The sequence below is a fragment of the Xanthomonas sp. F4 genome (assembly GCF_011761895.1).
In genome coordinates this window covers 1,203,756-1,225,454 of the sequence record NZ_JAASQX010000001.1, presented here as the reverse complement: position 1 = coordinate 1,225,454, position 21,699 = coordinate 1,203,756, and the positions used below count along the sequence as shown (strand labels likewise).

At 69.1% G+C, this 21,699-nt stretch carries 9 protein-coding genes; all 9 read right to left on the bottom strand.

From position 1 onward, the window contains the following. Positions 1–91: 91 nt before the first annotated feature. A complete protein-coding gene (locus FHR66_RS05425) occupies positions 92–2,506 on the bottom strand; it encodes a glycoside hydrolase family 127 protein (RefSeq protein WP_160970231.1) in 2,415 nt (804 codons plus the stop codon). A 382-nt stretch (positions 2,507–2,888) separates the two neighbouring features. After that, positions 2,889–4,715, bottom strand: coding sequence for an Svx/AvrXca family virulence/avirulence protein (locus tag FHR66_RS05420; protein WP_160970258.1), 1,827 nt, complete (start codon positions 4,713–4,715; stop codon positions 2,889–2,891). A gap of 409 nt (positions 4,716–5,124) precedes the next feature. Further along, positions 5,125–6,720, bottom strand: coding sequence for a family 43 glycosylhydrolase (locus FHR66_RS05415; RefSeq protein WP_160970229.1), 1,596 nt, complete (start codon positions 6,718–6,720; stop codon positions 5,125–5,127). Continuing rightward, complete coding sequence (locus FHR66_RS05410) at positions 6,717–11,066, bottom strand: Ig-like domain-containing protein (protein WP_456361743.1); 4,350 nt, start codon at positions 11,064–11,066, stop codon at positions 6,717–6,719. Before FHR66_RS05410 ends, FHR66_RS05415 begins: the two co-directional genes overlap by 4 nt. Further along, positions 11,066–13,894: a TonB-dependent receptor domain-containing protein gene (locus FHR66_RS05405; protein ID WP_160970227.1), complete on the bottom strand. Its 2,829-nt coding sequence runs from the start codon at positions 13,892–13,894 to the stop codon at positions 11,066–11,068. Before FHR66_RS05405 ends, FHR66_RS05410 begins: the two co-directional genes overlap by 1 nt. Positions 13,895–14,225: 331 nt before the next feature. After that, on the bottom strand, positions 14,226–16,592 hold the full coding sequence (locus FHR66_RS05400; protein ID WP_160970225.1) for a glucosidase family protein: 2,367 nt from the start codon (positions 16,590–16,592) through the stop codon (positions 14,226–14,228). A gap of 149 nt (positions 16,593–16,741) precedes the next feature. Beyond that, entirely contained in the window at positions 16,742–17,050 is a 309-nt protein-coding gene (locus FHR66_RS05395; protein WP_160970223.1) for a flagellar basal body protein, read from the bottom strand. A 545-nt stretch (positions 17,051–17,595) separates the two neighbouring features. Continuing rightward, entirely contained in the window at positions 17,596–19,908 is a 2,313-nt protein-coding gene (locus FHR66_RS05390; RefSeq protein WP_160970900.1) for a S9 family peptidase, read from the bottom strand. 140 nt (positions 19,909–20,048) lie between these two features. Then, complete coding sequence (locus tag FHR66_RS05385; protein ID WP_160970902.1) at positions 20,049–21,620, bottom strand: APC family permease; 1,572 nt, start codon at positions 21,618–21,620, stop codon at positions 20,049–20,051. Between the last annotated feature and the right edge of the window lie 79 nt (positions 21,621–21,699).

Here is a 21,699-nt window from a genome sequence, read left to right as displayed (position 1 = left end):
GGCATGGCGCCGTGTCGCGCAGACGCCGCCACGACAGGCACACGCTGCAATCGGTCGCACGAGGCGATGCCGATGTTCGTGCCGGGCCGCATCACACCGGAATCAGCCAGCCGCCGAACAGCGGGCCGGCGGTGTCGCCGTGCTGCGGCTCGATGCGCACGGTCAGCGGCTGCGCGTCGCGGGTCAAGGCGGGCGGCAGCGGGTAGTCGCGGTCGACGAAATCGATCACCTGGCCGCGCTCCACCGCCACTTCCACGGCCAGCTTGCCATTGACCAGGATGTTGAAGCGGCCCTTGTCGCTGCCCCAGAAGCGCAGGCGCAGCGCCAGCGGCTGCGCGCTACCGCGCATGCGGAACTCGACGAAGCCCTTGCCGCGCACGTCGCGGCACTGCTGGCGGCGGTAGGCGCCGCCGAAGGACGTGTCGCTACGCAACTGGTGGGCCTGCTCGGAGGCTTCATCGCCGAACTGGATCATGTCCACCGCGGTCGCACGCAGGCTGTCCTGCTCGGCCTGGCGGCGCGCCCGTCGCTGCGCTTCCTGCGCCCACTGAGCCGGCCCCATGCGCTTGAAGTACAGCGCGCTGCGCCGCTCGTACTGCGCATAGAACGGCACGAAGGTCAGGCCAGTCGGCTGCGTGCTGCTGGCCAGGAAATGGCCGGGCTGCGGCAGCTCGGCGAAGCCGCGCAGTGGATCGGCCGCGGCCACCAGCGCCGGATCCGGCGCGTCGTAGGGCGTGCTCACCGGGCCCAGGTCGGCGGCCAGCGCCAGCGGCCCGCGCATCACCACCACCGTGTCCGCATCGCCGGCCGCGTGCTCCAGCCGCAGCGGTGTCGCCAGGTCCAGGTCGATGACGTCGCCGGCGCGCCAGTCGCGCTCCAGCGTCAGGTAGCCGTCGGCCAGCGCCGCGCGTGCGGGCTTGCCGTTGACGCGCAGGGCGTAGCAGCCCTGGCACCAGGCCGGCACCCGCAACAGCAGCCGCCGCGGCGCGCGTGCGCCGGCGCGCAGCACCTGCAGGCGCACCTTGCCGTTGTCGGGCACGCCGCTGTCCAGTTCCAGCGCCAGGTCGCGCTCGCTCCAGTCCAGCCGCGAGGGGATGTAGAGATTCACGTACAGCGACGTGGCGTCCTGCCAATAGATCGCATCGCCGAACTGCGCATGCGCTTCCATGCCGCTGCCGACGCAGCACCAGAACGAATCGAACTTGTCGGAGAAACCGCGTTCGCCGCCGCTGATCATCGGCGTCATGTAGGTGAACATGCCGGTGGCCGGATGCTGCGCGGCCATGGTGTGGTTGTGCAGCGTGCGCTCGTAGTAGTCGAAGTAGCGCGCCTGCGGCGTCCACTGGTACAGGTGCCGGGTCAGCTTGAGCATGTTGTAGCTGTTGCAATGCTCGCAGGTCTGCTCGGTGAGGAACGCGGCGATCGTGTCCGGCTCCTGGAAATACTCGCGGTCGGCGTTGCCGCCGATCACGTAGCTGTAGTGCGCGGTCACCGTCTCCCAGAAGAAGCGCGCCGCCGCGGCCGCATCGGCGTCGCCGGCGACCTCGAACTGGCGCGCCTCGCCGATGAACTTGGGCACCTGGGTGTTGGCGTGGATGTGCGGCAGCGCGTCGCGCCCGGCCGCGGCCGGGTCGATCACCTTCTCGTGGCGCAGGCGCTTGCCGATGGCGATCCAGCGCGCATCGCCGGTACGCGCGCCCAGCTCGATGTAGGACTCGTTGAGGCCGCCGAACTCGGTGTCCAGCAGGGTCTGCATCTGCGCATGGTCGAGCGCGTCGAACACGCCGCCCAGATAGCCGGCCAGCGGCAGCAGCACCTGTAGCGCTTGTGCGTTGCCGGCCAGTGCGTGCGCGTCGAGCAAGCCGGCGAACAGTTTGTGCACCGTGTACAGCGGCGACCAGCTGCCGTTGAGATTGAACTTGCTGCCCTTGATGACGCCGCGGCGCACTTCCTCGAACACCACCTTGCCGCTGTCGATGGCGCCTTTGTCGTTCTTGCGGGTGAGCCCGCCGACGTACCCGTCCGCGTCCTTGGCCTGCGCGCGCGCCAGTTCGGCGACGATGTAGTCGATGCGCTCGCGCAGCACGGGATTGCGCGTCTGCGCATGCATCTTCGCCAGCGCGCTGAGGTAGTGGCCCAGCGTGTGGCCGGCGATGGTGTCGCCCTCCCAGCCGCCGTAGACCGCGCCCTTCGGCGGCAGGCCGGCGTTCTGCAGGAAGTTGTGCAGCAGACGGTCCGGCTCCAGTTCCAGCAGGTAGCGACGGTTGGTCTGCAGCGAATCCAGGAACAGCGACGGCTTCAGCGTGACCTGCTGCAAGGGCAGCGCCTGCACCCGCCCGGGCGTGGACGCGGCGGCGTCGAGCGGGAACCGCAGCATCCCGGCCGCCACCGCCAGCGCGCTCCACTGCAGGAAGCGGCGCCGCGAGGGATCCAGTGCGGCGCCGGCCGCCTCCCCGGTGACATGCGCGCACGCGGCGCCATGCCGATGCATGCCCTGCCCGCTCATGGCCGGCTTCCCGCGTGCGACGCGGCATGCGGGAAAGAAACGCATCGAGGCATGGACTGCTCCTGTGTGAGATGTCGGGACGCCGACTCCGCAGGGCAACGACCAGCGGATCCATGGCCACTGTGTCATCCGGGTGACAGCGCGTCTTGTCCCCACTGATGCGTGCAGATGCGGATTTCTGCCGAATCGCCGCATCGGCCGGCCGCAGGCGACCAAGCACTGCGCACGCCGCAGGCGAACGCGGCCGACACACCAGTGCCCTGCGTCTCATGAGCCACCTACGCGACACGTCGCGTCATGCAGGCATCAGGAAACTGCGACGGTGTCGCGGCGAATGCACAGGCATCCGCCGCGACGCCGCCGGCCAGTCATTGCCGGTCGATCAGCGTGGCCGCGCCGTGACCTCTGGCACCGCGTCGGTCAGGTCGGCGCCATAGTCGGGATTGGTCACCGTGTCCGCATCCACGTAACCGTAGAACACGCCCTTGCTCGCCGACGCGCCGCGCTGCTCGACGTCGCCACGCATCTGTGCGGCGCCGGACAGCGTGAACCCACCGAATGCCCCTGCCGGCTTGAACACCGACTGCAGCTGGGCGCGATCCTTCACCGTCACCCCGTCCTGCAGCAGGCTCAAGCCGCCAACCACGGCACCGTCCTGCACCTGCCCGCCCAAGATCGTCGCGTGATCCTCGATCCGCGCATCGCCCAGCACCTTGCCGCCAAGCACCCGCGCCTGCGGGCCGACATAGGCCGTCGACGCGACATACGCATTCTGCGCGACCCAGCCACCGCCGTTGGGGTGGCGGCTGCCGACGCGCGTCGGCGTCGGCGCACCGGGCTGGTGGCCTGACGGATAGGCGTTCTCCAGGGTGACGCGCCACGGATAGCGGTAGACCGAATAGTAGGACTGATCCCACTTGATCTTCTGCATCTTGCTCGGCGTGCCCATGACCACCAGATACAGGTCGCTGTCATCGCTGCGCACCTGGAACGACAGCGCGGCATCGGCGCCACGCTGCAACGCGCTGTAGCGCGGCTTGCCGTTCGCATCGATCGCGACCAGACCCCAACGCCAATCCGAGTCCGGTGCGCCGAGCGTCTCCGGATCGTTCGCCAGGCCCGGCAACGTGTCGACCGCCGACGTCTGCTGCACGTTGCCATGGAACCTCACCACGACCGCATCCGCACCCTGGGCGGGAACCAGCCGGACCAGGTTGTACCCCCACCGCTGCGGCGCCCAGTCGAACGGTACCTGGTAGCCGCCGGCCTGGCCCTGCACCGGATCCAGTTGGGTCAGGCGCAATGCACGATCGCGATTGGTCTCGTCGGATGGGTTTTCCGGATCGAACGCGGTATTGCTGCCGTATTGCTGGCGCATCACGGCGCCATGGTCGCGACCATCGGGGTCGATGTAGTCCCACTGCACGTTGTGCATGGCCCAGTCGCCGAACACGTCGTTGAGCTGCGACTGGCTCCAGCCCATGTTGTCGCGGAGGATCGTGAACGGGTCGGCATCGGCCTGGCCAGCATCGCCGGCCTTGGGCGCCTTGCTCCACAGATCGTTGACGATCGCGTAGCCGAAGCGATCCTTGAGGTACTCCATGAACTGCCAGTTGCAGTAGCGGTCGCGCGTCGAGCCAAGGTAGAGATGCGGGTAGTTCACCAGCATTTCCGAGCATTGCACATCGTCGTGGAAATACTGATGCGCCATCCAGTTGGCATGGGATTCCCAGATCCAGCCCACGTAAGGCGAGTCACGCAAGCCGCCGGTACTGCCCTGCAACCCATGGGTGAGTTCATGCGCCAGGCCCCAGTGATACCCCAACTGATCCGGATTGATCCACATGCCCATGCCGCCGCTGGCGGAGGTACCGCCGTTCAGGGCGAAGTCGTGGTCCAGGTAGACGCTGACCTTGTACTTCTTTCCCGTATTGCAGTAAGGCTCGGGAAACCCGACGCGCCCCATGTAGTCATCCCAGATCAGCTCAAGTTCCTTGGCTGCCGAGGTCACGTCGTCCTGCGAAACGGTTTGTCCGTCCTTCCAGCGGAAAGCGAAGTGTTGGGTTTCGTAGCGGACCGCCGGCATGTCGGTGTCGTCGGGATTGGCGATCCATTGGCCGGCGGTGCAGACGGCCGCAGCCGCCGCATGCGCATGCTGCGCAGCCAGCACCAGAATGGCCGACAGGCACACCGTGGAGACCATACGCATGAATCGAGAAGCAGCAATTTTCACGGCTCTACACTCCTCTTGTCCGACGACATTGGATGGATAGGACGATCGACGCGCGATCCGCCGCAACAGCCCTGGTGGTGGATGCATGCCGCCACCCCGACGGCATGCCGGTACAAGAACGCTTCCGGCGGAACCCCGACAACATCCGGCGCGTCAGCCACGCGCGCATCGGCGACGCGTCGCCAGACTAGTCCAGTAAAACGCAATGCACCCGACGGTTCTCTTCATGGAAGCGGGATAATTCCGCACAGAGTCCGAAAATCAAACGATCGTCACGACAGGAACATGATGCGGCCGGCAACCGGCCGAGGTCAGCGGCAGGTGTTGCAACTGCAACGCGTGCGAAGCTCTGCGAGGTTGGCTCGGTCAGCATGCGCGCCTCGCCTCAATGTGCATCGCAATGCTGCGCATCGGCGGTGCCGGCCTGCGGCAGACGCTGCGGCTGCGGCGCCAGCATTTCCCACTCCTGCACAGCTAACGCGGCGTAGCGCTCGCCACCGCCGGAAGCATCCAGCACCGCGCGCACGCAGCGCGTGGTCACCGGCGCGAAGCGCAGTGTCTGCCAATGGCCGGCAACAGGCGTGTGCGTGCTCTGCGCCAGCGGCCACCAGCGCCCATCGCGGCGATATTCCAGCCGCCAGCGCGCCGGCGGCGCCACGCCGGTGTCCGCGCCCGGCGGATGATCGGCCCAGAACAGGATGCGGCTGCGCTGCAGCGTCACCGGTTGCGCCCAGCTGTATTGCAGCCACTGCTGCGGCGGGTTGTGCGCGGTCCAGCTACCCCATAGCTGCGGCGGCAAGGGATTGCGCTTGACCCGACCGTCGTTGAGCGCGGCGATCCAGTACTGGTGCGGGATGTCCGGGCCGTTGGACGCGCTGGCCTGCGCATAGCGGGCGACGTTGCGCTGCGGCGGCAACGGCGGCTGCGGCCGCCGCGTGGCCACCACCGGCAGGATCCGCGCCGGCTGCCGGGTGTCGTCCCACTGCAATCGGTCGATCGCCACGCTGCGGCGGAAATGCCCGCCGCCCTTCGCATCGGCGGTGTGGTAGACCAGATACCACCGACCCTTGAATTCGACGATGCCCGGGTGCGAGGTGGTCGAGGACACCGGCGGCAGGAGTACCCCGCGGTAGGTCCACGGGCCCAGCGGCGACGGCGCGCTGCCGTAGGCGATGCAGGCGTGGTACAGCGTCGGCGTGCAGTCCGAATCGGGCCCGGCGCGGTTGCCGGCGTAGGCCATGTAGTAGGTATCGCCGCGCTTGAACAGCCAGGGCGCCTCGAAATAGCCGTCCAGCGTGGTCACCGCCACCGCCTGACCCTTCGGCGTGACCATGTCGCGCTCCAGCTCGATGCCGAACAGCTTGCCGAAGGTGCCCCAGTACAGATACACGCGGCCGTCGTCGTCGACCAGCACGGTCGGGTCGATGTTCTGGATCGCATTGGGCACCGGCAGCGATTGCGACAGGATCGGCCCCTGCGGATGCGCGTCGCGCCACGGCCCCAGCGGGCTGTCGGCCACCGCCACGCCGATCGCGAACGGATCGGCATTGCGCGAGTGCGCCTCCTGCACCGGCGCATACAGGTAGTAGCGTTTATCCGGCCCTAGCACGATCTGCGCGGCATAGGCGTGGCCGGGCGCCGCCCAGGCGAACACCTGCTGCGGGCGCAGCAGCGTCGGGTAATGGGTCCAGTTGCCGCGGCCGACGTCGTCGGTGACCAGCAGTTGCCAGCGGTCGATCACGAAGTCGTTTTGCTCCGGCGCAGCATCGTCGCGGCCGGCGATGATGTAGAGCTTGCCGTCGGCGACCAGCGGCGCGGGATCGGCCGAATAGTCGCGGCCATCGGCCAGGATCGGATTGCCAGGCGCATGCACCTGCCGCGACCACGGCACCGCCGGCGCGGCGGCCGCGGCAAGGCCGATGCACGCGGCGCATGCCGCAAGCAGCCAAGCGACTGCAATGCGTACGGGCTGCCCGCTCATGGCGCTGCCTCCGCCTCGATCACCAGTTCCAACCGCACCGGCAGCGTTCCGGTGCCATCGCGGCCCTGCGCCTGCCCGACCACGCTCGTGCGACCGGGCGTCGCATAGGAAGCCGGCGCCAGCGGCGGCCAGCGCACCGGCACGCGCTCGCGCGAGCCGTCGTTGTACTGCACGGAAACCCGCTCCGGCAGCGCCGGCGCCTGCCCGACGTGCACGTGCAGCGGCGGCGGCGCCTGCACCGTGGTGAGCTGGCCCGGCGCGGTCGCGCGGACCCAGACGCTGGCGCTCACCGGCACGCCGCCATCGGCCAGGCCCTGCACCTGCACGCGGCCTTCCCCGGCCAGTGCGGCCGCATCCGGTGCCGACCAGCGCACCCCCAGCCAGGCCCAGCTGCCGTCGGCGAAGGTGCCGGCAATGCGATCCGGCAACGCCGGCACCTGCCCGGGCGCGATGCGCACGTCCACCGGTTCGGTCGCCACCGCGCGCTCGGCGAATACCTGCCATTCGTCCAGGCCGACCGCGTAGTGGCCTTCGCCCTGCGCCGCGGTCTGCAGCACCGCACGCAAGGCCGTGGTCACCACCGGCGCGAATGTCACCCGGCTCGGTGCGCCGTCGCCATGCACCGGATAGCCGCCGCGCACGGCGATGTCGTGCCACTGCGTACCATCGAGGTACTGCAAGGTCCACGCGCGCGGCAACGCCACCCCGCCCTGCGGTTGGTCGTCCCAGAAATACAGCGCCGCCGCGCTCAGCCGCTGCGCTTGCGGCCATTGGTACTGCACCCAGACCGAGGCAGGCTGCGCGCGGCCCCAGCTGCCCCAGCGGCGGTCGGCGGCCGGCACCTGGTCCGGCGCCGGCAGCAGCCCATCGTTGAGCGCCTGCAGACGGTGGTGGCCGGCCGTGAACTGCGCGCTCGGTGTGGCCTCGCCTTGCACCTGCAGCGTCTGCCCGGCCGGCGTCGGCGCAGCGACCACCGCGATCTCGGCGTGCCCCTGCAAGGCGCCATCGTCGGCCTGCAGTTGCAAGGTGTAGGCACCGGGCGCAGTGAAGCGCACCTCGGTCGTGGCCGCCTGCGGCTGCTCGAACAGCGCCGCGCCGCCCGGCGGCGCCTGCAGCGTACGCCAGTGCAGCGCCAGCGTGCCGTTCGGCAGCGCGTCGTCGCCGACCCGACCGACCAGGCGCACCACGCCGCCCGCGGCACTGCCGTCTTCCTGCCAGGCCTCGACCTGCGGCGCCTGGTTGCCGTGCGCGGCCGGCACCGCGGCACCGCTGGCATAGGCCTGGATCTCCTTGATCCCGGTGCGCAACGCGCCGGCATGCGTCACCTGCACCCGCCAGTGCTGCGCGCGCAGCGGCGGGAAGCGGATGCGGTTGCGGTTGCCCTGCGCGATCGGCGCATCGCGCACCTGGCCCGGCACGGTCTTCCAGACGTTGCCATCGCGATACTGCAGCACGTACAGCCACGGCGGCGCGTAGCCGGCGCGCGTGCCCGATGCAAAGCCGTGCTGTTCGCCCGGTGGCGACGAGCTGCGATAGAAGTACACGCGCACGTCGTCGAGGATCTGTGGCCGATGCAGATCCAGTTCCAGCCAGTCGCTGGCGGCGTGCGAACCGGCCGTGCCCCAGAATGGCTCGTTGGCGGTGCTGCCATCGACCGCCGCCGTGGCCGGAAACCCATCGGTCGTGTAGCTGGCGCTGACCGCCGCACCCTGCGCCAGGTTGCGCGCGCCGGGCGGCAGCGCGATGTCGAGCCCGGCGTCGGCGAGGACCGCCCCGATCCGCGCCTCGTCGGTAAAGCGCACCTGTTGCGGCGCCTGCAGCGCCAGCCGGTGCGCGGCCAGCACGCGCAGTGATGCTGCATCGGCATTGACCGCGTCCGGCAAGGCCTGTACACGGCCGCTGGCCGGGTCGTACAGCACGTGCGCCAGGCGATCGATGGTGAAGGCCAGGCGCCCATCCAGGTACAGCGAATAGCCCTTCGGCGCGGCGCCGCCGTAGCGGTGGCCGTCGCGGTCCCAGACGATGCTCAGGTCGCGGTTGCGATAGCGCAGGCGGTCGGCGGCGAAATGGTCCCAGCCGATGTCGATCGGATACAGCTCGATCAGGGCATCGCTGCGCGGCCGCAGGCCCATCGCATCCTCGATCACGGTGAAGTTGGTGGCGCCGAGCTGGGTATGGTGGATCCACGAGCGATAGCCGATGCGGCCGCCATCGGCGGCGCTGCCCTGCGCCCAGAATTCGTTCTGATCCGGGTAGCGGTTGTCGCCGTCGATGTAGTGCGCCCACGCGTTCCAGTACAGCAGCTTGCGGTAGCTGGACGCGTCCAGGTACGGGCTGGGGTAATCGCGCAACACGCTGCCGAGCAGACGGAACGCCACGGTGGAATTGATCACCGAGAAATTGTTGCTGCCGCCCTCGCCGCGCGCCTGCTGGTCGGCCTGGTTGGCGGTGTAGAACGGAAACAGCGGGAACTGCCGGGCGTCGGCGAACAGGCGCAGCGCGCGCACGTACTTGGGATCGTCGTCGGCATCGCCGTGCCTGGGCATCAGGCCGACGCTGAAGGGGTAGTAGTTGTTGGTTTCCTTCCAGTCCACCGGCAGCCGCGGTCCGTCGGCCTGGCGCTGCTTGAGCAGGTCGCCGTGCAGGCCCATGCCGTCGGCCTGCGCGCTGTGGTCCTGCCACAGCACCTCGAGCACGGCGCGACGGATCTTCGCCGCCAACGCCTGCATGCGCACCGCGGTGGCGGCGTCGCCGGCCAGCTGTGCGGCCTGCGCGGCGGCGAGCGCATTGGCGTACACGTACGCGCTCTCGCTGCGGTCCATGCGCGGCGCGCCATGGTGCTTGGCCCAGTCGAAGGAGACCGCGTCGGCGTCGTTGCCGGTCATCGCCGCCCAGTCGTACTCGATCAGGCCATTGCCGTTGCGGTCGTAGGCGCGCAGCAGCGCCTCCACGTCGTCGCTGGCGTAGCGCGCCAGTTGCCCGGCGATCGCCGGCGGCCCGCCATGCACCTGGTAGGCGCGCCAGGCCGCTGCACTGAGGTACTGCGCGTAGGAATTGGACCAGTTCTCCGGCGCGCCGGGGTTGTCCACGTACTTGCCGCCGCCGGCGGTCTCGCCGGCACCGAGCCAGGAGCCGTACGCGTAGAGCGGATCGCGCAGGTACTTGAGGTCGTCGATGAACATGCCGGTGGTGAGCACGATGGCGTTGTCGTAGCCGAGCACGCCCTCGATCGCCACCGGGAACTGGTAGTCGTTGCCGGGTACCGAGGCATCCACGAAATTGAAGCGCAGCAGCCACCAGCGGTAGAACAGGGTCTTGTCGAGATTGTCCTCGGGTGTGTCCAGGTACGGCAGGTTGTCGGCCCACCAGCGGTTGTAGGCGACGACGTGCTCGCGATAGGCCTGCTGCGGCGACTGCGCGGCGATGCGCCGGTACTCCTGCAGCGAGGCCGGCAGTTCGCGTGCGACCAGCCCCAGTTGCACCTTCAGGGTCGGCGCAGGCGCGCGTGCCGGCACCACCAGCGGCCGCACGATGCTCGCGCCATCGACGGCGAAACCATCGCCGGACAGGCGCGGAAACAGCGTGGTGATGGCGTTGTGGGTGACGAAGGCGCCGGTCAGTTCGGCGCCTTGCGCATGCGTGGCCATCGGCGAGACCGCGCGCAGGGTCAGCGTGTGCGCCACGCCGTCGGTACTGGACACGGTGGCCTCGGCCACCGCCACGTTCTGCTCGCTGATGAACTTGACCAGTTGCAGGCGCACGCCAGCGCCGGCATACACGCTGCTGAAATAGCTCGGCGTCTGCCGCCGCTGCGCACTGTCCTCGACCAGGGCGATCGGCACGCCGTCGCGCTCCAGTTGCAGACGGAACAGCGCGTCGTGTCCGGTCTTGTGCACATAGGCCACGTCGCCGACGAAGCCGGGCTCCTCCGGCCGGTGCGTGTACAGGTAGGCGGCGCGACCGCGGGTGAACAGCCAATTGTTGCTGTCGCCGAAACCGCCGCCGGTGCCCTGCCGCACCAGCAGGCGATCGATCCAGAAATCGCGACCGGGCGCGCTGCCGGCGCCCGCCGCCAGATCGGCGGCGAACACCCGCTGCAGCTGGCCCTGTCCCTGTCCCGGCGCGAACGCCACGCCACTGTCCGGCAACGGGTGCGCAGCGCCTTTGAAGCGCGGCATGCCGATCGCCGCGTTGCTCGGCTGCAGGCCTTCGCCGTCGCTGTCGAGCGGGTCGCCAGCGTCGGCCGCTGCCGACACCGCAGCGGCAACGAACAGCAGGCTGCCAAGCAGGGCGATGGCGCCACGCCGCACGCGCGACGCGGCGCCGCCGGGTGCAGGCGTACGAATCAAAACTCGGTCCTGATCCGCGCCCAGAAGTAACGCCCGAGCGTGTCGTAGGTATACGCATCGGTATTGGCCGCACTGGCGTAGCCGTAGTACTGCGGCGGCTTGCGGTTGCCGACGTTGTTGGCGCCGGCCGACAGCGTGGTGTGCAGGCTCTCGAACTTCCGGCTCAGCGAGACGTCGTGGTAGGTCACCGTGCCGACCTTGAAGTAGACGCAGCTGCCGTCGGCGGCGGTGTTGACGCAATAGTCCTCGTAGGCGCTGCCGACCGTGGTCGGGCCGATCAGGCGCGTGTTCCAGCTGGCATGCCATGGGCCGTTGTCCCAGCCCAAGTTGAGGTTGGCGCGCCAGCGCGGCATGTTGCCGTAGCTGGAGGTCTCGCCGACGTAGTTGTGGCTGTCGCCGCTGAACGTGTAGCTGGACAGGAACGTGGCGTCCACGCCGGCCTGGAAGTTGCCCCAGGCGGTATCGCGCAGCGCGTACTTGATGCCGATGTCGTCGCCGCGGATGTCGACCTTGCCGCTGTTGATCGCGAACGGCACGGTGACGCTGACCAGTTGCCCGGTGGGGCCGCGCTTGATCAGCGGGCAGTAGGCGCTCTGGCCGTCGTAGCAGTTCTGCAGCACCTGGTCCAGGCCGGTGCCGTTGATCATGTCGTCCAGGGAGACGCGCCAGCTGTCCAGGTTCAGCGACAGGCCCTCGGCCCAGCCCGGGTCGTACACCGCGCCGATGTTGTAGGAGCGCCCCTGCTCGGGCTTGATCGCGAAGCCGGCGTTGGCCGAGCCGGTGGTGAGCACGGTGAAGGAAGAGGTGTTGACGAAGCTGCCGTTGGTCGGCACGTTGGCGCAGGCCGCGGGATTGCCGCCGCCGGTGTAGCCGTTGCACGGATCGGTGTAGGTGCCGACGTCGTCGACCACGCCGTTGTACGGCGAGCCGTACAGGTCGCCGAGCGCCGGTGCGCGGAACACCTGCGAGCCGGTGGCGCGGATCAGCAGGTTGTCGATCGGCCGCCATTCCAGCGCGACCTTGCTGTTGGTGGTGCTGCCCCAGTAGTCGTAGCGCGAGTAGCGCGTGCCCAGGTTGAGGTTCAGCGCCTGCGCACCGGTCACACCCTTGAGCAGCGGCACCAGGACTTCGGCATACGCCTCCTTGATGGTCTCGTCGTGGCCCTGGTTCATGATGCAGCCGTCGTTGTAGTCGCAGTTGCCGTCCGCATCGGCGGCCGCCACCGGGTTGCTGGTGCCCTGCGAGAAGCCGTTCCTGCGGAACGACAGGCCGAACGCGGCCTGCACCGCGCCGGCCGGCATCGCGAACAGGTCGCCGTTGACGCTGGCCTCGGCGAATTTCATCGTGCTCTCGTCGATCAGGTCGACCGCGCTCTGGGTGGCCTTGATGCCGGCGATGGTGGCCGGATCGTCCGGATTGAACACGTTGATCGGGGTACAGCCGGCGATCACGTTGCCGGGCGTGCCGCATTTGATGGTGCCGTCGCTGTCGCGGAACGAGGCGCCCACCGCGTTGTTCAGTGCCGAGGTGATGGAGAAGCCGTTGCGCACCAGGGTGTCCTTGTAGTGCGCGTAGCCGGCCGCCGCATCCCACTGCCAGCTGCTGTCGCCGAACTTGCCGCGTAGCCCGGCGACAATGTTGGTCTGGTACATCGTCGAGGTGTAGACGCGGGTGTTGGCCGGCACCGAACGCAATAGGTAGCGGGTGAGCTGGCTACCGAAGGGGTTGTAGTAGTTCTGCGCGGCGTTGGGCAGCTCCAGGCCGTAGGCGGTGAGCTGCGAGGTGGTCTCGCTGCGGGTCCAGAACATGTCCAGGTAGCCCTGCACGTTCGGGGTGAAATCGAAACTGGCGTGCGCGGAGGCGTTGGTGCGCTGTACGGGGGTGACCAGGTACTGGCCGGTGTAGGCGTCGTAGCCTTCCACCGCCTGATTGTAGGTGTGGAAATCACCCGCATTCACCTGGCCCGGCGCCAGGTCGGCATTGGGCGTCAGCACGCTGCCATTGCTGAGGAAGGCGCGCGTGCCATTGCCGCGGCGCTCCACCACCTGGCCGTTGAGGTAGTTCTGCGCGGTGCGCGCGTAGTCGCGATCGCTGTCGTACAGCGCGTTCATCGAACTGCGGCTCACGCCGAGGATCAGCCCGCCGCGCTCCCAGGTCTTGCCCCACTCCAGGCCGAGCGAGCGCCGGTTGCCGTCGCCGTGGGTGCTCAGGCCGTAGTCGGCGGTGGCGGCGAAGCCGTCGTACTTGTCCTTGAGGATGATGTTGATGACGCCGGCGATGGCGTCGGAACCGTACACCGAGGAGGCGCCGTCGGTGAGCACCTCGATGCGCTCGACCATCGCCGCCGGAATCGCGTTGACGTCCACGCCGGGCGCGGCGGCGACGCTGCTGGCCGGCCCGGCCATGCGGTGGCCGTTGACCAGCACCAGGGTGCGCTCGGGCCCGAGGTTGCGCAGCGACACCAGCGCACGGCCGTGGCTGAAGCCGGAGTTGAGCGCGACGTTGGGCATATTGCCCGCCATCGCCGGCAGCTGCTGCAGCAACTGGCCGAGCGTGTCCTGGCCGCTGTCCTCGATGCGCTGGCGGTCGATGGTGATGACCGGGCTGGCGGTCTCTGCATCGACGCGGCGCAGGTGGCTGCCGGTGACGCTGATCCGTTCCAGCGTGGTCGCCTGGGTGTTCTGGGTCGGCGCATCCTGCGCCTGCGCCGCCGGCGCGAGCAGGGCCAGCGCGGTACAGATCGCCGCGGCCAATGGACCGGGCTGCGGCGCGGCGCGCCAGGAACACGGGAGCAGCGGCGCAACGCGTTCGAGCAAAGACGGCATCGGAATCTCCTGAGCGGCAGCCTGGTGATCGCCGGAGCGCCGCCCTTCCCCAGGCGGCCGCTCCGTCACCAGCGCGTGTGGCGGATACGAAAACGGACGTGTCCACGCATGCGCCGCCGGACGGGACGATCCCGACGCCGCCTGCACGGCGACGCGCACGACTCATGCGCTGCGTCCCCGGTGGCGTGCAGGAATCTCCCCCTGGACATTCACTGCACGGCCACAATGTGCGCGTAGGCTGCGTGCGGCGTCTTGTCGTATTTATCGGGAAAACGTGCGGAATACCGCACTGCCCCGCCCGCGACCGGGACGTTTCCGACTTTTTCGCCACTCAGCCGTAGACGGCCGAAATCGCCACCGTCGCCGCGCTGCCGGCCGGGACCAGCACGCGCTCGTTGCGCGGCCCGGACAGCGCCGCCGGCTGCCCGTCCAGCCGCACCTCCTGCAGGCGGGTGCCGGCCGGCACCCGCAGGGTCAGCCAGGTGCGCGCCGGCCGCTGCGCCGGCAAGCGCACGCTGCCCTCGATGCGGCGCTGCGCCGGTTCGGCGCGCAGGCGCAGCGACACCGCACCCCAGCGGGTCGGCGCGGCGTCGATCGCGATCGTCTCGCCGCTGCCCAGCCAGTCGCGCGGTACCGCCCGCGCCAGGAACAGTTCTTCGCCGGCGCTGTCCTCGAACACCAGCATCCAGCGCAACAGCAGCGGGATGGTCATCTGCGCGGGGATGCAGAACAGCGGCATGCCGCCGGTGATGCCGGTGACCTCGCCCGCGGTCCAGCTGCCGCGGGTATGTACGTGGTAGCGGTGCGCGTACAGGAACAGCAGGTATTCCTCGATCCGGTCCAGGCGCAGCAACTGCTGTGCGTAGCCGTAGGAGATGAAACCGAGCAGGTCGCGCGCCTCCGGCGTCGGCGCGGTGATGTTGCCGACCACGCCGAGGCTGGTGCCGCCGTGGCCGCGCACGCAGTCGATGACCAGGTTCGCCAGGTCGTCGGGCAGCACGTCGGCCTGCAGCAGTTCGGCGTAGGCGCGATGCGGCCAGCCCTGCTCGCTGGGATGTTCCTGCTGCAAGGATTGGCGGAAGGTGAGCTTCGCCCCGGGCAGCGGGCCGATGTAGGGCGGCTGCAGGTCGCGGCGGACGTTGCCGCGCAGGGTGCGCAGCAGTTGCGCGGACAGTTGCTGCGCGCGGCGCTGCCACTGCGCCGCGGCGGCCTGCGCGCCGGGCCCGGCGATGCCGCTCCACACCGCGGCCAGGTCCTGCCAGCCGCGCACCGCCAGCGCGCTGTTGGCGTAGTACGGCTTCCACCACACCTGCGGATCGGGGAACAGGCAGGCATCGGATTCGTTCCAGCCGTGGATCAGGCCGTGCCCTGGCGCCGACGCCGGCAGGCGCAGGCTGGCGTCGTGCAGTTCGGCCAGCACCTGCGCGGTGGCGGCGATCTTGTCGCGGTGCTTGCGCAGCAGCGCAGCATCGCCGGTGTAGCGCAGATAGCGCGCCAGCAGCGACAGGGTCAGTCCGAACTGGCCGGTCTCCGCGCCGCGCATGTTGACCATGCCGTCGGCCTGCACGAAATCGCTGAAATAGCCGTCCAGCACCGCCGCCGCCTGGGCGAAGCGGCCCCACTCGAGGTTGGCGTACAGCGAACTGGTGAAGGTGTCCTGGAAGCCGTCGTACTCGTTGCCGTAGTAGTCGCGATCCACCGCGCCGTACTTGGGATAGGTGCCGCCCGGGCGCACCACCAGCTCGCGGGCGAAGGCGAAGCGCGCCATGTCGCGCCAGCTCGGGTCCGGGGTCTGCGCCTGCACGGTGTCGGCGAGTTGCGCCTGCCAGTAACCGGCGAAGGCGAGCAGGCCGCGGTAGAAGTCCTCGGCGCTGCGCGGGCCGCGCCGCGGCGGGTAGTCGGGATAGCTGTAGCCGTAAACCACCTTGCTGACCTTGCCGTGCTCGACCAGCGCGCTGCGGTGCCAGGTCTGCACCACGAAGCGGTCCTCGGCCAGCACGTCGGCGAACAGCAGGATGTCGTAGTAGCGGCCCTCGCCGGCCGGCACCACCTTGCGCACCGCCGGCATCCAGCCGCCGAGCAGGCCTTCGCTGCGGCGCCGCACCAGTTCGTCCTTGCCCAGCTCGGGGAACGACTGGATGGCGCGATAACAGCGGGTGCGCCCGTCCGGGTACACCGGCATGGTGTCGGCGCATTCGCGGGTGCCGACGAAGGTGGTCCACGGCAGGCGCCCGTTGTAGTCCTTGGGATCCAGTTGCGAGGCCGGCGGCGGCGCGACGTTGCGCACCTCATCGGCCCGCGGGTCGCCGTCGCGCAGCAGGCGATCGGCGAGCAGGTCGGCATCGGCCATCGCCACCTCGGCCAGGGCCATGCCGAAGTACGGCGCCTGCGCGGCCGGGAACACCGCTTCGGTGCGCTTGCCCAGCACCAGCGCCCCGCCCGGCCCGCGCAGGGTCAGATCGCCATCGGGCTGGCGCAGGTCTTCGTACACCTCCCAGGTCGCGCCGGCCTCGACGAAACGGCACTGCAAGGTATGCCCGGCGAGCGCATCGGCCGCCAATGGCTGCAGTTGCGGCGGCGCTGGCGCACGCGTGGTGCTGACCGCCGCCGGTGCCGCGGCGGCACGCCCGGCCAGTGCTTCCACGCCGGCGACCGCACCGACCGCCAGGCCCTGACGCAGGAAATCTCTCCGATCCATCTACCGTCCCCGATGCAATGCGATCGTTGCATCGTGCGCTGCGCACGCCGCAGCGTCTTGTGCGCTGTGCCGAGGATCGGTGCGGAAAATCGCATAGCCGCGTGGTCGCGGCGGTGCTGCGCTGCGGGAATGCGATGGACCGGTGCGGCTTAGGCGAGCACGTCGAGCAGGCTGCCGATAGTGTCGTCGGCCGCGCGCAAGACCCGCGCATTTGCCTGGAACGCGGTGCGCTCGGTCAGGGTGCCGACCATGTCGTCGACCAGATCGCTGCCCTGCCCGTCGGCCTGCTGCACCTGGCCTACAACGCCGCCACCGGCGGTGGCCTGGTTCACCGGCACGGAACGCTGGAAGCCATCGGTGGAGAGATTGGCGATGTTGTTGGCGCGCACCTGCAACCCGGACGTCGCGGCACGCATGCCGGACAGCGCGATCGAGGAACTGGGAGCGATGGCAGTCATGGCGGGCCAGGGTGCAGGGAGACGTGCCGGGATATCGGCTGGTTTGGCGAGGTCTTTAGTTTGGGGATTTGGGAGTGGGGATTCGGGATTCGCAAGAGCGGATGCATCGGCGCCGATAGCCAAAGCCCCTCTCCCCTCGGGGCGACGGGGCACGGCTTGCGCGCCACTGGCGCGCAAGCCCTGGAGCGCCCGCGCCGCAAGCGCGGGCCGGGGCGCGGAGCGGGGGTTGGGGTGAGGGTACGGGAGCACCGCGCCGCTTCCGGGCTCATTGCACCACCCGCACCCTCATCCGCCCCTGCGGGGCACCTTCTCCCACAGGGAGAAGGAATCATCGCGGGAGACCAAAGCCCCTCTCCCACCGGGAGAGGGGTTGGGGTGAGGGTCCGGGAGCACCGCGCCGCTTCCGGACTCGGTGCAGCACCCGCACCCTCATCCGCCCCTGCGGGGCACCTTCTCCCGGAGGGAGAAGGGAAAAGCCGAGCCCTGAAGGAGCAGGGATCCCACGCCTTTGCCAATCCCCAATCCCAACTCCCCAATCCCGCCCCCTACAGCCGATTCCACGCCGGCGTCGGCTCTCCAAGCAGATGCCGCACGAAGAAGTCGTACTGCCGCCGCTGGACGTAATCGATGGGACCGGTGGAGCGGCCGACGGTGTGCTCGCCGCCAGGCACGACCAACAGGTCGAAATCCTTGCCGGCCTTGATCAAGGCGTCCACCACCTGCGCGGTCGAGGCCGGGTCGACGTTGCTGTCCTGCTCGCCGACGATCAACAGCAGGTCGCCGCGCAACTTGGCCGCGTTGTCCACGCCGGAGGCGCGCGCATAGCTGGCGTCCACCGGCCAGCCCATCCATTGCTCGTTCCAGCTGATCTTGTCCATGCGGTTGTCGTAGCACCCGGCATAGGCCACGCCCACTTTGTAGAAGTCCGGGTGCCGCTCCAGCGCACCCAAGGTGCTTTGCCCGCCGGCCGACGCGCCGTAGATGCCGACACGGCCGATGTCGTAGGACGGATCCTGCGCGGCCAGCGCCTTGTGCCAGGCGATGCGATCGGGGAAGCCGGAATCGCCGAGATTCTTCCAGGCCACGTCGTGGAAGGCCTTGGAGCGGTTGGCGGTGCCCATGCCGTCGATCATCACCACGATGAAGCCCAGGTCGGCCTGCGCCTGCATACCGATCTGCTTGTCGCCGCCGGAGTGGTAGCCGAACGGCCAGAAGGTCTTGGGCACGAACGAATCGTGCGGGCCGGCGTAGATGTTCTCGATCACCGGGTATTTCTTGCGCGGATCGTAGTCGCGCGGCCGCACCACCATGCCCCAGATCTCGGTCTTGCCGTCGCGGCCCTTGGCCACGAAGGTCTGCGGCGCGCGCCAGCCGGCGGCCTGCAGCTTGCGGATGTCACCGCGCTCCACCACCTGCAGCAGCTTGCCGTCGATGGCATGCAGCTCCATCACCGGCGCCATGTCCGGACGCGAGTACACGTCCACGTAATGGCGGCCGTCGGCGGCGATGGCCACGTCGTGGTCGGCATCGGCCTCGGTCAGCCGGGTCAGGTGGCTGCCGTCGAAATCCACCGCGAACAATTGCCGATAATAGGGATCCTTGCCCGCATCCATGCCGCTGGCGGTGAACCAGATGCGCCGCTGCGCATCGTCCACGCGCAGCACGTCGCGCACGATCCACTCGCCCTTGGTGATCTGCGCCTTGATGCGGCCGTTGCTGCCGTCGAACAGGTACAGGTGGCGCCAGCCGTCGCGCTCGGAGATCCAAAGGATCTCCTTGCCCAGGCCATCGACATCGTGGTGGTAGCTGCGGTCGGCGTAGACGAAGGTCTTCGCGTCCTCGCCCACCGCCACGTGCGCCTTGCCCGTGGCCGCGTCCACCGCGATCGCGCGCATGCGCTGGAAACCGCGTTGCACGTAATCGAACACGAAACTGGCGCTGTCGCGGCGCCACTGGATCGGCGAGAGCTGGTAGGGGTTGGCGAACAAGGCATCGTCGATGGCCAGCCGCTTGGGCGCGCCGCCGTTTGCCAGCGCGCCGAGGTCGAACAGCACCGGCCGCTCGATGTCCACCGCGTCGCCGGGCTTGGGATACAGTTGGGTGCGCACTACCGGCTGGCCGCCGCTAGGCGGTGCCGCCTCCACCCGGGTGACGCGGCGGGCGAAGCCGGGCCGCACCCGGTACAGCGCCAGCCGCTGCGAATCCGGCGCCCAGGCGATGGTTTCCGGATCGTAGAAATCGTCGCTGCGGCCATCGTCGGCCAGGCGCAGCGTGTGCCCGTCGGCCACCGCGCGCAGCATCACCGCATTGCCGTCGACATAGGCCTCCCAACGTCCGTCCGGCGAGCGCCGCGGAGTGGCGTCGGCCGGCACGCTGAGGTCGCGCACCACGCCAAAGCCCCGCGGTCGCGGCTGCGGGCCGCTATCGGCGCGGGCGCAGACGTAGGTGGTGAGGGTGCATCGCCACGGCGCTTCGTCGAGCTCGAAGGCGATCGCCGCCTGCGGCTGGCCGCCCTCGGCGGCATAGGCGAAGCGTGCGAACGGCAGGCGTAGCGCCGAATAGGTGGTGCCGGTCGCCGCGCTCAGCGCGCGCGCCACTCGCTGCTGGTCGAACGCCGGCTGCTTGCGCTGGCTGGCCACGTCCTCGACCAGGAAGGCGAAGCCGCCCGGCACGGTCTTGCGGTAGTAGAACGCGCCGTCGTCGCGCCACTGCGCCGGCCAGGTCACGTTCTCGGTCAGGCCGATCCAGGCCTCGCGCAGGCCCAGCGAACGCTGGTAGTCGGCGACGCTGGGCGCGGCCTGTGCGGCGCCGGCGCAGCACGCCAGGGCGACGATGAGAGAGGCGACGAACTTGTTCATGCGGTTTCCGAGAGTTTCGATGGCACGCTTCTTTTTTTGTAGGAGCGGCTTCAGCCGCGACCCGGCGTTACCAGCAAAGCCTATCGCGGCTAATCCCACAAAAGGGGACAAGAGCCGCTCCTACGTACATCCACAACGGGCTATTCCCCGTCATCCTCTTCCAGCGCCAACTCCTCATGGCGCAGGCCGCTGCGGGCGCCCCAGTGATAGCAACCCAACGCGATCGCCGCCACGCACAGCGTGTCCCAGGGATGCGTGATCCAGCCGCTGCCGCCGAAGGTGCCCAGGCGCGACACCACCAGGACCAGGGCGAAGAACACGATCAGCCACAGCACGCCGCGCACCTGCCGCCACAGCCGCGCACGGCCGGCGGCGTTGGGTAACCGATACAGCACGTACAGCACGCACATCGCGATCTGCAGACCGAGCAACCACGACAGCGTGCTCCAGGTCGACCAGTACACGATCAGGCCCGCGACGATGAACGACAGTGGGCCGAGCAGCGCCATGCCGCGCAGCCGGAACGGCCGCGGCAACTCCGGCGCACTGCGCCGCAACGCGGCCACGGTCACCGGCGCCACCGCATAGCTGAGCACCAGCGCCGCCGACACCACCTGGATCAGGGTCTCCCACGACGGGAACGGCAGAGTCCAGAACACCGACAGGCCCAGGCTCAGCCACAGCGCCGGGCGCGGGATGCCGGAGGCGGCATCGACACGGGTCAGCACCGGCAGGAAGCCGCCGCTGCGCGCCCAGCCGTACACCACCCGCGGCGTGGCGTTCATGTAGATGTTGCCGGTGCCGCTGGGCGAGATCATCGCGTCGCAGATCACCAATGCCGCCAGCCAACCCATGCCCAGCGCCAGGGCGATGTCGTGGTATGGCAGCGAGAACGCCTTGTCGATGCCGCCCCAGCCGTTGGCCAGGTGCTGCGCCGGCACACCGCCGAGGAAGGCGAGCTGCAGCAGCACATAGATCACCGTGGACAACGCCACCGACAGGATCAGCGCGATCGGAATATTGCGCTGCGGATCGCGCACCTCGCTGGCCACCGACACGATCGGGGTCAGCCCGAGGTAGGCGAAGATGATGCCGCCGGCGGAGATCGCCGCCTCCACTCCGGCCGCGCCGAACGGCGCGAAGCCCTGCACGTGCAGGTTGCGCGCATCGAAGTGCGCCATCAGCAGCACGATCACCAGCACCGGCACCAGGAACTTGAACACGCTGACGATGTTGTTGGCGGTGGCGAAGGTCTTGACGCTGTAGTAGTTGAGCAGGAAGAACGCGACCAGCAGCGCCAGTTGCAGCATCCAGCCAGCGACGCTGGGATGGGTGCTGCCGGCCTGGTTGAGCCAGGGGAACCACGCCGCCGCGTATTGCCGCGCTGCTTCCACTTCGATCGCGATCAGGCTGGAGAAGGCGATCAGGGTGATGAAGCCCATCAGCCAGCCGAGCAGCACGCCATGCGAGTACTCCGGGTAGCGCACCACACCGCCGGCGCGCGGCAGCGCCGCGCCGAGTTCGCAGTACACCAGGCCCAGCAGCAGGACCGCCACGCCCCCGGCGATCCACGAGACGATGCCGGCCGGCCCCGCGATCGCCGAGACGTGACTGGCGGAGAACAGCCAACCGGAGCCGAAGATCGAGCCCAGACCGATGAAGGTCAGATCGGTCAGGCTCAAGCGCTTGTGGAACTTGCCTTGTGCGGCCATGGCGTCTCCCGCTGGATTGGTGTCACTGGCGAATCAACGATCTGCGATGCTTCCTACCCTCACCCCAACCTCTCTCCCG